The 13936-nt window shown below is 70.5% G+C and carries 10 protein-coding genes; 6 read left to right on the top strand and 4 right to left on the bottom strand.

Annotated features, from left to right (window positions below; translation table 11 throughout):
* Positions 1-236 precede the first annotated feature (236 nt).
* The 3 genes from QWY84_RS09255 to QWY84_RS09265 are packed head-to-tail and all read left to right on the top strand — an operon-like array spanning position 237 to position 3593.
* Positions 237-2561 (top strand): EAL domain-containing protein, encoded by a 2325-nt coding sequence (locus QWY84_RS09255; protein WP_290202298.1) that lies wholly within the window; start codon positions 237-239, stop codon positions 2559-2561.
* A gap of 18 nt (positions 2562-2579) precedes the next feature.
* Positions 2580-3080, top strand: a complete 501-nt coding sequence (locus tag QWY84_RS09260; protein WP_290202299.1) for a hypothetical protein — start codon at positions 2580-2582, stop codon at positions 3078-3080.
* A gap of 6 nt (positions 3081-3086) precedes the next feature.
* Positions 3087-3593, top strand: coding sequence for a PaaI family thioesterase (locus tag QWY84_RS09265; RefSeq protein WP_290202300.1), 507 nt, complete (start codon positions 3087-3089; stop codon positions 3591-3593).
* A gap of 263 nt (positions 3594-3856) precedes the next feature.
* On the opposite strand, the gene QWY84_RS09270 is transcribed toward QWY84_RS09265, so the two are convergent.
* From QWY84_RS09270 to QWY84_RS09280, 3 genes are all read right to left on the bottom strand, one after another.
* Complete coding sequence (locus tag QWY84_RS09270) at positions 3857-4195, bottom strand: LysR family transcriptional regulator (RefSeq protein ID WP_290202301.1); 339 nt, start codon at positions 4193-4195, stop codon at positions 3857-3859.
* Positions 4196-4374: 179 nt separating this feature from the next.
* Positions 4375-5724 (bottom strand): sigma-54-dependent transcriptional regulator, encoded by a 1350-nt coding sequence (locus QWY84_RS09275; RefSeq protein ID WP_290202302.1) that lies wholly within the window; start codon positions 5722-5724, stop codon positions 4375-4377.
* Positions 5717-7543 carry a sensor histidine kinase gene (locus QWY84_RS09280; protein ID WP_290202303.1) on the bottom strand — a complete coding sequence of 609 codons (1827 nt, stop codon included), beginning with the start codon at positions 7541-7543 and terminating at the stop codon, positions 5717-5719. The genes QWY84_RS09275 and QWY84_RS09280 overlap by 8 nt, the downstream gene beginning before the upstream one ends.
* 164 nt (positions 7544-7707) lie before the next feature.
* Between QWY84_RS09280 and QWY84_RS09285 the strand changes: the two genes are divergently transcribed.
* The 3 genes from QWY84_RS09285 (at position 7708) to QWY84_RS09295 (ending at position 11984) form a co-directional block, all read left to right on the top strand.
* Complete coding sequence (locus QWY84_RS09285) at positions 7708-8691, top strand: TAXI family TRAP transporter solute-binding subunit (protein ID WP_290202304.1); 984 nt, start codon at positions 7708-7710, stop codon at positions 8689-8691.
* A gap of 60 nt (positions 8692-8751) precedes the next feature.
* Positions 8752-10911: a TRAP transporter permease gene (locus QWY84_RS09290; RefSeq protein WP_290202305.1), complete on the top strand. Its 2160-nt coding sequence runs from the start codon at positions 8752-8754 to the stop codon at positions 10909-10911.
* 131 nt (positions 10912-11042) lie between these two features.
* Entirely contained in the window at positions 11043-11984 is a 942-nt protein-coding gene (locus QWY84_RS09295; RefSeq protein WP_290202306.1) for an AEC family transporter, read from the top strand.
* Positions 11985-12216: 232 nt separating this feature from the next.
* Here the strand turns inward: QWY84_RS09295 and QWY84_RS09300 are convergent, their stop codons facing one another.
* Positions 12217-13860 carry an electron transfer flavoprotein-ubiquinone oxidoreductase gene (locus QWY84_RS09300; RefSeq protein WP_353959886.1) on the bottom strand — a complete coding sequence of 548 codons (1644 nt, stop codon included), beginning with the start codon at positions 13858-13860 and terminating at the stop codon, positions 12217-12219.
* Between the last annotated feature and the right edge of the window lie 76 nt (positions 13861-13936).

Genomic DNA, 13936 nt, shown 5'->3' on the forward strand with positions numbered 1-13936 from the left:
TATACGCAGCAGGGCCGTTGTCGCACGCGGCGGCGACGGCCCTTGATTCTTCGGGGGGAAGGAGTATACAAACCGGTACGGTCGCCCGGTGGCCCGTTTCGTGAGTCGAAAGGTCCCTCCGGGGCGGCCCACGAGACAATAACGACAAACAGGGAGGTCGTCTGTGTTTGTCGGGGCCCTGTCGACCCGTGACGCGCGAGCGTCCGCTGCCAGGGAACCGCCGCAGACCATCCGCTATGACAGATACTCCGCACATCGGCCCGCAGGCGCAGCCGGCGGAGGTGTCGACGGCCGGCGCTCTCCCCGGGGAGACGGCCGCGAGCGGCGACTACGTCCGCATCCGGCGCTTCTACCAGATCGGGCACCGCGGCGTCGTCGTGACGCTTGTGGTGGCGTTCGGGCTGGCGGCCGCGCTCTACGGCCAGGTCCCGGCGCACTGGCTCGCCGCCTGGCTGGCGACCGTCGTCGTCGTGGGCGCTGCGCGGCTGCTGGTGTTCCGGTACGTGCGCCGCAACGTGCGCGAGGGCCCGGAGATCCAGCCCTGGGGGTACGCCGCCGTCGTGCTCAGCCTCTTCCAGGGGCTTGCCTGGCTTCCCCTGCTGGTGTTCGCCCATGCGGCGAGCACCTCGTCGCTGGCCCTGCTTGCCGGGCTGACCTTCGGCATGTTCGCCACCGGCATCGTCTCCATCGTGGGGCTGTACCCGCCGGTGTACTGGGCCTACGTGCTGCCCCTGGTCAGCGGCGGCGGCCTCTGGCTGCTGCTGCACCCGGAGAGCAATCCCGCCATGGCCGGAGCGTTCCTGCTGGTTGCCGCGTTCATGCTGCGCGGTGCCCTGGACAGCAGCCGCCAGCTGCGGCGAAGCGTGGCCCGGCGCCGGGAGACGGCGGAACTGGCGCAACGGCTGGGCACCGAGAAGCACCGTTTCGAGTCGACGCTGGCGTCCATCGGCGATGCGGTGATCACCACTGACCGCGACGGCGCCGTGGACTACATGAACGCCGCGGCGGAGCGGCTCACGGGCTGGCCGGCCGCGGACGCGACGGGGCGGCACCTGAGTCAGGTGGTGCACCTGGCCGATGCCACCCACGGTGGTTCCCTGGCCGTTCTCATGGAGACCTGTCTTGCCCGGGGCACGCCCGTGCACCGGGAGGAAGATGCGCAACTGCAGCCCCGGGGCGCCGTCCAGGGGCGCACGGTCCAGGTCGGGGTGGCCCCGGTGCAGGACGACCCCGGCGAGCCGCGGGGGCTGGTGGCGGTGATCCGGGATGTCACCGAGCTCCGTGGGATGGCCCGTCAGATGCGCTACCAGAGCCGCTATGACGCCCTCACCGGGCTGCCCAACCGCCGCGAGTTCCAGAACGTCCTGCGCGACGCCATCGCCGCCGCCGGTTCGGCCTCGGCCGTTCTGTGCTGGTTCGACCTGGACCGGTTCAAGCTGGTCAACGACGCCTGCGGTCACGTGGGCGGCGACGAGATGCTGCGCCAGGTCAGCGAGCACATGATCGCCCACCTGCCCCAGGAGGCCACGCTGGCGCGCATGGGCGGCGACGAGTTCGCGCTCCTGCTGCCGGGAACGGACCTCGATCATGCCCGGAGCGTGGCCGGCGACATCCGGGATCGCATCGCCGGCTTCCGGTTCACCTGGGGCGGCCGCGTGTTCAATCCCGGCCTGAGCGTCGGCGTCGTGCCGGTCACGGCCGGCGAGAGCGTCGGCACGACCCTCGCCGCCGCCGACGTCGCCTGCTACGTGGCCAAGGAGGAGGGCGCCAGCCGCGTGCACGTGGCCGACCCCAACGACGTGGCCCTGGCGACGCGGCACGGCCAGGTGGAATGGGCGTCCCAGGTGCAATCGGCGCTGGACGACAACCGCTTCCGCCTGCGGTACCAGCGCCTGGAGTCGCTACAGCCGGAGCTGCCGACGAAGGTGGAATTCCTGCTGTCCATGGTCAGCCACGACGGCGGCCTCGCCGGCCCGGCGCAGTTCCTGCCGGCCGCCGAGCGTTTCGGCATGATGCCGGCGGTGGACCGGCACGTGGTGCGGCTGGCCATGGAGGTCATCGCCGAGCGGCCGCGGGAGCTGGCGGACGTGGAGCAGTTCGCCATCAACCTGTCCGGGCAGACCATCAACGATCCGTCGTTCCTGGCGTACGCCCTGGAATCCATCCGCGAGACCGGCGTCGATCCGGCGTCGCTGTGCTTCGAGATCACCGAGACCGCCGTGATCAGCCACATGGCCCGGGCCCAGGAGCTCATCACCACCCTGGGCGAGCGCGGCTGCAAGTTCTCCCTGGACGATTTCGGCAGCGGCCTGTCGTCGTTCGGCTACCTGCGGGCCCTGTCCGTGGACTACCTGAAGATCGACGGCCAGTTCGTCCGCGATCTGGCCACGGATGCCGTGGACCAGAGCATGGTGCGCTGTATCAACCAGGTGGGCCATACCATGGGGATTCTTACGGTCGCCGAGTTCGTCGAGGACGATGCTTCCCTGCAGCGCGTGCGCGCCCTGGGCGTCGACTATGCCCAGGGCTATGCGCTGCATGTGCCCACCCTGCTGTCGTAGCGCGCACTTTGGGGTAGCATGGGGCAACTTCTGCGCGGGGTGGTGATGTTCGAAGCCCTCAAGTCACGGATCGTCGGCGAACGGCGCAGTCGTGACGACATCCTGAACGAGTGTAACGATCTCTCGCGGCTGGACCGGCTCCGGCACTATGCCCAGGATCGGGACGTGCGCCAGCGGGCCGACGCCCGCTACCGCGCCCTGCTGGTGGGCGGCGACGCCAGCCTGCGCCTGGACGCCCGGATCCGCGGGGTCCAGGCATGCACCGACGGCGCCGTACTGGCCTACGTCGCCCGCAGCGCGCGCGAGGAGCAGGTCCGGCGGGCCGCGGTCGAGCGCCTGGACAGCGATCGCGTGCTCATGGAGGTGGCCCTGAACGACCCCGTTGCGCGACTGCGCCGTTATGCCGTGACCCGCATGGCCGACCGCGAGCTGCTGCGCTCGGTGGCCGACGCCGGCCATCGCGAGGATCCGCGTATCGCCCGCGACGCCGTTCGCCGGCTGCGCGCCCTGGAGAGCTGACCCGCCATGGCTGCGGGCGAGCGTCTCCTCGGCGGGGCATGGTGGCTGCTGTTCGGCGTCCCGGCCGTGCGCCGCTACTTCGGCGGTCGCTTCTTCGATTCCATCCCCCACAGCCGGCGCATGGGCCTGTCGGTCACGGGCCTGGGCCGGCGCACCTTCTCCGCACGCGTGGACTACCGCGACGAGCTGGTGGGCAACCCCTGGCGCGGCACCCTCCACGGTGGCGTGGTCACCACGCTCATCGACCAGACCAGCGGCGCGGCGGCATTCTTCAGCCGCTCGCCGCCGGAGCTGGTGGCCACCCTGGACCTGCGCATCGACCACCTGCGCGCCGCGGAACCGGGCCTGCCGGTGCACGCCCGCGCCGAGTGCTACCATCTCACCCGGCACGTCGCCTTCGTGCGCTGCACCGCCTACGACCGCAGCGAGGACGACCCCGTGGCCACCGGCGTCAGCGCGTTCATGCGCAACGGCTCGGTACCGCTGCGGCTGGGGTTCGGGAGGCGGCGGTAGGCCGCCGGCGCACCCGCTCCGGCAGGTCGGGGCTGAAGCCCCTCCCACAAGCCGTTGTCCAGCTTCGTCCGCGGATCCTGTGGGAGGGGCTTCAGCCCCGACATCGCAGGGAATCCGGTTCTCTGCAACGGTCGCGGCTGAAGCCGCTCCTACGGTGGATTGGCCGGAAGGCCTTCCCGAAGCCCGCCGTAGGAGCGGCTTCAGCCGCGACCTTCCAGAAAAACGGTTCTCGGGCACCACGCGATAGACGCCCCTCGGGACGTTCAACCCCGCGCCGCCGGCCGCTCCCTGCACGACGCCGCCGCCCCCAGCGAGCGGCCGATGAGGGCGAGGCCGGAGGTGACATCGCGGCGGATGGCCTCCCCGGCCGGCGTGAGGCGGATGCCCCGGGGCAGCCGCTGGAACAGGGCGACGCCCAGGTAGTCCTCCAGGTTGCGGATCTGGTAGGTCACCGCGGACTGGGTGAGGTAGAGCTCCTCGGCGGCCTGGGTGAACGAGCCGGCGCGGGCGACGGCCTCGAACGCGCGCAGGGCCTGCATGTTGGGCATGCGCACGGGCAGGGTGTCGGCCCCTTCCCCGGGGGCCTGCAGTGCAGCGGTCATGATCTCTCCTCCTTGGTGCCGTGGCGTTATGGGGTCGCCACGTGCACGGGCCGTTGCAGTTGTCGTGCCAGCACGCCGTCCGTAAGAGGCTGATTCTAAAGGGCGTTCATGGGCCGTGTGCACGGCCGTGAGCAAGAAATTGCCAACGGCGCCGGGGTGGTCAGCGGATTTCCGCCGATTCAGGCCTGCAGGCCGTACTTGCGCATCTTCTCGTTCAGGGTGCGGCGCGGCAGCTGGAGCTCGTCGAGCACGGGGGCAATGTGCCCGCCGTGGCGCCGCAGGGCGTCCTGGATGAGCTGGCGCTCCAGCCGCTGCACCTGCTCCTTGAGGCCGGCACCGGCTGGGGTGTCCCCCTGCCGGCCCAGCAAGCCGCCCAGCCGTTCCCCCGGCGGCAGCGACGACAGGACGTAGCGCGTGGCCACGTTCTTGAGCTCGCGCACGTTGCCCGGCCAGTCATGATTGATGAGCGCGGCGAGGGTCGCCGTGTCGGGGTAAGTCATGGGCCGGTCGTAGAGCACGGCCGCCTGCTCGCAGAACACGGAGAACAGGAACGGGATGTCCTCCTTGCGCTCGCGCAGGGGCGGGATGCGCAGCTCCACGGTATTGACCCGGTAGTACAGGTCCTCCCGCAGCTGCTGGCGCCGGATCGCCTCGCGGGCGTCGGTATTGATGGCGGCGACCAGGCGGAAGTCCGTATGCCGTACGGTGTTGGATCCGAGACGGCTGAAGGCGCGGTCCTGGATCGCCCGCAGCAGCTTGGCCTGGACCTCCAGCGGCATGCTGACGACCTCGTCGAGGAACAGCGTGCCGCCGTCCGCCTCCTCCAGGCGCCCCGTGCGCCGTCCCGACGCCGAGGTGAACGCGCCCGGCTCGTGGCCGAACAGCTCGCTCTCGGCCAGGGTCTCGGGGATGGCGGCGCAGTTCACCGGAACGAACGGCCCCTGGTGCCGGGTGCTGAGATCGTGCAGGCAGCTCGCCACGACCTCCTTGCCGGTACCGGTCTCTCCGACGACCAGCACGTTGGCGTCCACCGGCGCCATGTCCGCGATCTCCTGCTTGAGCTGGTTGATCGCCGGGCTGCGCCCGATCATGCGCGCGTGCAGGCCGGTGAGATCCTGCATGCGGCTGCGCAGGGCGCGGTTCTCCAGCACCAGCCGGCGCTTCTCGCAGGCGCGGCGCACCGACTCCAGCAGACGCTCGGCGTTGAAGGGCTTCTCGATGAAGTCGTAGCAGCCGTTGCGCATGGCCTCCACGGCCATGTCGATGTCGCCGTGGCCGGTGAACAGGATCACCGGCAGATCGGCGTCGACGCGCCGCACGGCCTGCTGCAGCTCCAGGCCGTCCATGCCGGGCATGCGCACGTCGGAGACGACGATGCCGTCCAGCTCCGGGGTGATGGTCTCCACCAGGGGCGCGGCGGTGGCCACCGGCTCCACGTGGAAGTCCGCCAGCCGCAGCCAGCGGGCCACGGACGAGCGCATGGCCTCGTCGTCCTCCACCAGGTGGATGGTCATGGCGTTGTCACTCATGGTGCTGCTCGCTCCCGTCCTCCGCCGCGGCGGGCTGCAGGCGCACGCGGAAGCGCGCGCCGCCCAGGTCGCCGGTCTCGGCGGTGATGGTACCGCCCATGCCCACGACGATGCGCTCGGCGATGGCGAGCCCCAGGCCGACGCCCTCGCCGGAGCTCTTGGTGGTGAAGAAGGGTTCGAAGACCTCCCGCCCGTCGCCGGCAAGGCCCGGGCCGTTGTCGTCCACCAGCAGCTCCGGTGCCTGCTCCGGGCAGCGGATGCGCACGCGCAGGCGGGGTGACGCCGTGTCCGCCAGGGCGTCGGCGGCATTCTGCAGCAGGTTGACGATGACCTGCTCCATGCGCACCGGCTCCCCCTGGGCGTGGACCGGCGCGTCCGGCATGTCCAGCTCCGGCTCCAGCCCGCGGCGCCGGAGGGTGGGCTGCACCAGGTGCAGGGCGTTGTGCACGCTGCGCTGCAGCTCGAACGGGCCGTTGTCCTCGGAGCTCTTGCGCGCGTAGGTCTTGAGCTGCTGCGCCATGGACGCCATGCGCTGCACCAGCATCTCCACCTGGCCGAGCACCTCGTTGAGCTCGTCGGTATCGCCGTTGCGCAGCAGCAGCCGCGCCGAGGCCACGTTGGTCTGCACGGCGGCCAGCGGCTGGTTGATCTCGTGGGCGACCGAGGCGGACATCTGGCCCAGCGCTGCCATCTTGGCCGCCTGCACCAGCTCCGCCTCGGCGTTGCGCAGCTCCTGCTCGGTGCGGCGGCGGACCTCCACCTCGTCCTGGAGCTGGCGGTTGATGGCGCGGATGCGGTCGGCGTCCTCCGCCTCGCGCCGGGAGATGAGCTTCTCGCGGCGCTCGCGGATGTACAGCAGCAGGAAGTACACGGCCGTGGCCAGGGTGAGCAGGCCCACCCAGACGGCGGTGGTCTGGGTCCGCAGCGGCGCCGCCGGGGAGAGGTAGTACAGGTCCCAGTCCTGCTCGGGCAGCTCGCGGGTGCCGGCGAGATAGGCCGTGCCGTTGACGGTCACACGGCCGTCGTTGCTTGCAAAATCCAGCGGCGGCAGCGGGTTGGGGCCGTAGGAAGGCACCACCGGCTCCTCGCGCAGCCGGCCGCCGGGCAGGTAGTGATAGCGCCACTCGTCGCGGCTGGTGAGAAAGACCACGCCGTGCTCGTCGGCGGCGAACACCGCCTCGCCGCCCTCGGCCCAGCCCGCCTCGACGCTGGTGAGATCGATCTTGACCACCGCCACGCCCAGGATCTCGCCGTCCACGCGGATGGGCCGCGACATGTAGTAGCCGGGCTCGCGGCTGGTGGTGCCGATGGCGAAATAGCCGCCGGGCTCGCCGGCCATGGCGTCCTGGAAGTAGGGACGGAAGGAGAAGTCGCCGCCCATGAAGCTGTCCGGCTGGCGCCAGTTGCTGGTGGCCACGGTGACGCCGTCGCGGTTCATGATGTAGATGACGTCCGCCTCGGAGTCGTCCACGGCGGCTTCCAGGTAGCGGTTGGTGTCGTAGACGGCAGTGCGGTCCCGGAGCACCTCGGCCACCTGCCCGGTCTGGGCGACCAGGTAGGGTACCGAGCGGTAGCGCTGGAGCTCGCCGAGGATCGTGCGCTCGTACAGGTTGAGGCGCTCGGCAATGATCTGCCGCGTCTCGTGCTCCAGCCGCTCGCCGACGACCTGGGCCCCCTGCCAGACCAGGAGCACGGCGATCACCGCGTAGACCGCGCTGAAGCCCGCCCACGACAGGCGCCGTCGCCGCCGCCCGGTGGTGGTTGCCGGAAGGGGTGCGTCGGTTCCCGCATCCGCGGTGGTCGTGTCCCGGTTCGTCACCGTTGCTCCGCAATGGCCTCTGGCTCCTGCAGTCCATGATGCGGCGTTCGCCCGTGGGCTGCCATCAAAGATCCTCATTGGTCGCCGCGCCGCGGTTTCGGCAAGGATGTGCCGTACCGCGCGGCCAACCGGCCCCGGGGTCAAGGACAAATAAAGGAGGAGACATGATGACCAACGTACACAACGGAACTCTGGCCGCCCTGGTCTGTGCCGGCGTGCTGGCGGCGACGGCGGCGGGTGCCGCCGAGGACCGCTCCGACTGGCCGGCCAGCATCACGGTGGGCACCGCCAGCCAGGGCGGCACCTACTACATCTACGGCACCGGCTGGGCGGACATGGTGGCCAAGGAGCTGGACATCAACGCCGGCGCCGAGGTCACCGGCGGGCCGGTGCAGAACGCCACGCTGGTGGAGACCGGCGACCACGACTTCGGCATGGTGACCATGGGCCCGGCGCGCCTGGCCTGGGACGGCGAGAGCGAGCTGGCACCGGGCATGGAGCACCGGAGCATCCGCGCGGTGTTCCCCATGTACCAGACCACGCTGCAGATCATCGCCCTGGAGGGCTCCGGCATCGATTCCGTGGAGGATCTCGACGGCAAGACCGTGGGTGTGGGGCCGGCCGGGGGCACCGCCGACATGTACCACCCGCAGCTGTTCGAGCTCATGGGGCTGGACGTGGATACTCGCAACGGCGGCGCCTCGGACCAGGCCGGGCAGCTGCAGGACGGTCTCATCGACGCGTTCGCCTTCGCCGCCGGCATGCCCGTGGCGGCCTTCAGCCAGCTGGAGGCCCAGGAGGAGGTGAACATCTTCTCCTACGAGAACCACGAGCCCATTCTCGACCAGTACTCGGAGCTGAGCAGCGCCTCCATCCCGGCGGACGTCTACTCGTCGCTGGACCAGGAAGTGCCGGCGATCTCCGTGTGGAACTTCGCCATCACCCACGAGGACATGCCCGAGTCGCTGGTCTACCAGGTGACCAAGACCATCATGGAGAACCACGACCGCATGGTGGAGATCCACAAGGCGGGCACGGAGACGGTGCCCGAGAACTTCCGGCACAACGGCTTCATCCCGTGGCACCCGGGCGCGGTGCGGTGGTTCCAGGAGAACGGCTACGAGATCCCCGAGGATCTGCGTGGATGACAGCAACCGGCCGCGGGTGCCGGCCATGCGCCGGTGCCCGTGGTCTACGGAGGCACGGGCATGACAGCCACGCAGACGCAGGACAACGGCCCGCGGGAAGACGAAGGCGGCATTCCGCTGGCCAGCAACGAGCGCGACCCGGCCGGTCCGCTGGGGCTGGCCGTATTCGCCCTGGCGGTGGCGTTCACCGGGTTTCACCTGTTCAGCCTCAACATCGCGCCCATCGAGACGTGGATCTTCCGCATCGTCCACGTGGCCGGCGGGCTGGTCCTGGGTTTCTGCACCATCGCGGCGGTGACGCTGCAGCCGGATGCCGGTGCCGGCACGGCCGCCGGCCGCGCCCGGCGGCCCGTGCTGCTGCTGGCGGCGGGCAGTGTTGCCTACGCCGCGGTGCTCATGGGGTGTGCGTGGTTCCTCGCCATCCAGCAGGGCCGGACGGCGCCGCCGGAGTGGATCGCCGTGCAGGTGGCCGTCGCGCTGCCGCTGGGCGTGCTCGCCGCACTGGCGGCCGCCCGCTGGTGGCCCGGCGGTAGCCGCGCCCCCGGCCTGGCGGATGCGGCGCTGGCCCTGGCCGCCGTGGTGGTGGCCGCCTGGCTGGTGCTGGGTATCGACCGCTGGCGCATGGTCGCCGGTACACCCATGGTCGGTTTCAACGACACCCTCATGACCATGACCGGCGTGCTGCTGATCCTGGAGCTCACCCGGCGGGTGGCCGGCTATGCGCTGGTGGTCATCACCGGCGTGTTCCTGTTCTATGCCTTCGCCGGGCCGTACCTGCCGGGGATTCTCGAGCACCGCGGCTATTCGGTGTCGCGGTTCTTCAGCTACATCTACACCGACAACGGCATCCTGGGGCCGACCACGGCGGTGTCGTCCACCTACATCATCCTGTTCATCACCTTCGCCGCCTTCCTGCAGGCGTCGCGGGTGGGTGAGTACTTCGTCAACTTCGCCTTCGCCGCCGCCGGTCGGACCCGCGGCGGCCCGGCGAAGGTAGCGGTGTTCGCCTCGGGGCTGATGGGCATGATCAACGGCACCTCGGCCGGCAACGTCGCCGCCACGGGCAGCCTGACCATCCCGCTGATGAAGCGCGTGGGCTACCGGGCGCAGAGCGCCGGCGCGGTGGAGTCGGCCGCGTCCACCGGCGGGCAGCTGGTGCCGCCGATCATGGGCGCCGGGGCGTTCATCATGGCGGAGATCACCGGCGTGCCGTACACCGATATCGCCGTGGCCGCCATCATCCCGGCAGCGCTGTACTTCCTGTCGATCTACTTCATGGTGGACCTGGAGGCGCGGCGCGACGGCATGCGGGGCCTGCCCGCCGACGAGCTGCCGTCGCTGCGCGGCATGCTGCGGCAGGTCTACCTGTTCCTGCCCATCATCATTCTCATCGCCACCCTGTTCGCCGGCTACTCGGTGATCCGCGCGGGGACCGTGGCCATGGTGAGCGCGGTGGTGGTCTCCTGGCTGACCCCGCACTGGATGGGGCCGCGGGCCATTCTGCGCGCGCTGGCGCTGGGTGCGCGCATGGCCATTCCGCTGGTCGTGGTGTGCGCCTGCGCCGGCGTGATCGTCGGGGTGATCAGCCTCACCGGCGTGGGCGCCCGCTTCGCCGCCATGCTGCTGGAGGTGGCCGAGGCCAGCCAGCTTCTGGCCATGTTCTTCGCCATGTGTATCAGCATCCTCCTGGGCATGGGCATGCCTACCACGGCGGCGTACGCGGTGGCGGCCTCCGTGGTGGCGCCGGGGCTGCAGCAGATGGGCATTCCGCCGCTGGTGGCGCACTTCTTCGTGTTCTACTTCTCCGTGCTGTCGGCCATCACGCCGCCGGTGGCGCTGGCCTCCTACGCGGCGGCGGGCATCGCCGGCACCGATCCGCTGCGCACGTCGGTGACATCGTTCAAGGTCGGCCTGGCCGCGTTCATCGTGCCGTTCCTGTTCTTCTACAGCCCGGCCCTGCTCATGGAGGGCGACGCGGCGGCGATCGTGCGCGTGACGGCGACCGCGGCGCTGGGCGTGTTCCTCCTGGCGGCGTCGGTGCAGGGCTGGGTCTTCGGGGCCGCGCCGCTGTGGCTGCGCGGAGTCACGCTGGGCGGCGCCCTGCTGATGATCACCGGCGGCTGGATGACGGATATCGCCGGTCTGGCCGTGGCCCTGGCGGTGTTCGGGCTGCAGCGGCTGCGCACGGCGACGCGGCAGGCCCGGGTGAGCACCGGGTGAGGCTGCGGTAGGCTGCGGGATGCCGGCGGCCCACCGGGCGCCGGCGAGGTGTCGCACGAGAACCGTGTGCCGCCGCCCACGCGGGCCCGTTGCGCCACGGGCCCGTTCCGCCTGCCGATCTCGGGGGTTCCGTGGCTGAGCTGATTCATGCACTTGCCGGTGTCTTCGGGCTCATCGTGCTGGGCGCCGTGCTGCGCGCCACCGCCTTCGTGCCCGCGTCCTTCTGGCCGGCCGTGGAGCGTTTCACCTATTTCCTGGCGCTGCCGGCGCTGCTGGTCCACACCCTGGCCGGGGCGCCTGTGGACGCCATCGAGCCGGTGCGTACGGCGGCGGCAATCGTGGGCCCCGTGAGCGCGCTGGCGCTCGCCCTCATGTTGATCGCCCTGTACCGGGTGACCGATCCCGGCGCCGGCGCGTTGTTCACCTCGGGCTTCCAGGGGGCCGTGCGCTCGAACACCTACATCGGCCTGGCGCTGGCCTCGGCGCTGGGCGGCGGGCAGGGCGCCGCGGTGGCGGCGTTCGGGCTGGCCGTCCTCGTGCCGCTGGTGAACGTCCTCTCGGTGATCAGCCTGTCCTGGTTCGGGGCGGGCGGGAAGGCGTCGTGGCGCCACGCCGGCGGGGCCATCGTCCGCAATCCGCTGGTGCTGGCCTGCGCCGCGGGCATGGCCGTCAACAGCATGCCGGTCGGGCTCCCGCCGGCGCTGGACCGGTTCCTCGAGGCGCTGGGCGGCGCCGCGCTGCCCCTGGGGCTCGCGGCCGTGGGAGCCGGGCTGCGTGTCTCGGGCCTAGCGGGGCGGCTCGCGCCGGGCGTCGGCTACTCGATGCTCAAGCTGCTCGGCCTGCCGCTGCTGTCTCTGGCCGTTGTCGTCGCCATGGATCTGTCGGTGCTCGCGGGCACCGTGGTCGTGCTCCTGGCCGCCTTGCCGACATCGCCCTCCAGCTACGTCCTGGCCCGCCAGATGGGAGGGGACCACGCCTTCATGGCGGCCCTGGTCACGCTGCAGACCCTGCTCGCCGGCGTGACGCTGCCGGTGGTGCTGTGGCTGTGCCATTGGGTTCTCGGCGGCGGCTGACGGGGGCTGGCCGGTGGGCTGTTCCGCGGATGCCGGCGAATCGTCCCGGCGCTTGCGGGGTAGGTCGGGGGAGAGGGTCGCGACTGACGTCGCTCCTACGGCGGGCGATGGCAAAGACTTTCCTGAAACCCGCCGTAGGAGCGACGTGAGTCGCGACCTTCCAGAGAACCGGATGCCCTGGAAGGTCGCGGCTGAAGCCGCTCCCACAGCAGGTTTTCGCGGCCAGGTGCCCCTACATGTTCGGGTAGTTGGGCCCGTCACCGCCCTGGGGGACCACCCACTCGATGTTCTGGGTGGGGTCCTTGATGTCGCAGGTCTTGCAGTGCACGCAGTTCTGGGCGTTGATCTGCAGCCGCGGGTTGGAGCCGTCGTCGTCGCGCACGATCTCGTAGACCCCGGCCGGGCAGTAGCGCTGCTCCGGGGCGTCGTAGTGCTCCAGGTTGATCTCCACCGGCACGCTGTCGTCGGTGAGGGTGAGGTGGCTGGGCTGATCCTCCTCGTGGTTGGTGTTGGAGATGAACACCGACGAGAGCTTGTCGAAGGTCAGCTTGCCGTCCGGCTTGGGGTAGTCGATGGGCCGGAACTCCGTCTTCGGCCGGATCTGCTCGTGGTCCGCGTGGTTGGCGAACGTCCACGGCGCCTTGCCGCGGAAGAGGTAGGTATCCAGCGCCGAGTAGGCCATGCCGCCCCAGAGGCCGAACTTGGCCATGGCCGGGCGGATGTTGCGCACGCGGTAGAGCTCGTCCCAGATCCAGGAGGCCTTGAGGCCGTCCAGGTAGCCAGTGACCTCCTGGCCGGGCGCGTCGCTCTTGCTCAGCGCCTCGAACACCGCCTCGGCGGCCACCATGCCGGACTTCATGGCGTTGTGCGTGCCCTTGATCTTGGGCACGTTGAGAAAGCCCGCCGAGTCGCCGATGAGCACGCCGCCGGGGAAGTGCACCTTGGGCAGCGACTGGTAGCCGCCCTCGACCAGCGCCCGGGCGCCGTAGGACACCCGCCGGCCGCCCTCCAGGTACTTGCGGAAGGCCGGGTGGGTCTTCAGCCGCTGCATCTCGTCGAAGGGCGACAGGTACGGGTTCTGGTAGTCCAGCCCGACCACGTAGCCGATGGAGACCAGGTTGTCCTCCAGGTGGTACATCCAGGAGCCGCCGTAGGTCTTGCTGTCCACGGGCCAGCCCACCGAGTGCACCACCTTGCCCGGCTCGTGCTGCTCCGGCGGCACCTCCCAGAGCTCCTTGATGCCCAGGCCGTAGGTTTGCGGGTCGGAGTCGGCGTCCAGCTTGAACCGGCGAATCACCTCCTTGCTGGCCGAGCCGCGGCAGCCCTCGGCGAACAGGGTCTGCTTGGCGTGCAGCTCGACGCCGGGCTCGTAGTTGGGCCCGGGGGTGCCGTCCTTCTGGATGCCCATGTCGCCGGTGGCGATGCCCTTGACCGAGCCGTCGTCGTGGTAGAGCACCTCGGCGGCGGCGAAGCCGGGGTAGATCTCGGCGCCGATGGCCTCGGCCTGTTCCGCCAGCCAGCGGCAGACGTTGCCGAGGCTGACGATGTAGTTGCCGCTGTTGTGCATCTGCGGCGGGTTGGGCAGCTGGATGGCCTTGTTCGCCGTGAGGTAGAGGAAGCTGTCGTGCTGCGCCGGCGTGTTCAGCGGCGCGCCCTTGTCCTGCCAGTCGGGGATGAGCTCGTTCAGCGCCCGGGGCTCGATGACGGCGCCGGAGAGGATGTGCGCGCCCACCTCCGAGCCCTTTTCCACCACGCACACGGCGAAGTCGTCGTTGCCCGCCTCGACGGCGAGCTGGCGCAGCCGGATCGCCGCCGACAGCCCCGACGGGCCGGCGCCCACGATCAGGACGTCGAACTCCATGCTCTCGCGTTCCACGGCTTCGTTGTCGGCCATTGTCGTACCTCCTGCTGACGCGGGCCGGCGTTCGCTGCGGGCCGGCCCGCGGCCCTCG

It is taken from the genome of Aquisalimonas lutea, assembly GCF_030409225.1.
In the GTDB taxonomy this organism is placed as follows: domain Bacteria; phylum Pseudomonadota; class Gammaproteobacteria; order Nitrococcales; family Aquisalimonadaceae; genus Aquisalimonas; species Aquisalimonas lutea.

What these genes read in the sequence shown, in the direction of transcription:
- QWY84_RS09255 (WP_290202298.1), top strand. Translation starts at nt 237, where the DNA reads ATGACAGATACTCCGCACATCGGCCCGCAGGCGCAGCCGGCGGAGGTG.
- QWY84_RS09260 (WP_290202299.1), top strand. Translation starts at nt 2,580, where the DNA reads ATGGGGCAACTTCTGCGCGGGGTGGTGATGTTCGAAGCCCTCAAGTCA.
- QWY84_RS09265 (WP_290202300.1), top strand. Translation starts at nt 3,087, where the DNA reads ATGGCTGCGGGCGAGCGTCTCCTCGGCGGGGCATGGTGGCTGCTGTTC.
- QWY84_RS09270 (WP_290202301.1), bottom strand. Translation starts at nt 4,195, where the DNA reads ATGACCGCTGCACTGCAGGCCCCCGGGGAAGGGGCCGACACCCTGCCC.
- QWY84_RS09275 (WP_290202302.1), bottom strand. Translation starts at nt 5,724, where the DNA reads ATGAGTGACAACGCCATGACCATCCACCTGGTGGAGGACGACGAGGCC.
- QWY84_RS09285 (WP_290202304.1), top strand. Translation starts at nt 7,708, where the DNA reads ATGATGACCAACGTACACAACGGAACTCTGGCCGCCCTGGTCTGTGCC.
- QWY84_RS09290 (WP_290202305.1), top strand. Translation starts at nt 8,752, where the DNA reads ATGACAGCCACGCAGACGCAGGACAACGGCCCGCGGGAAGACGAAGGC.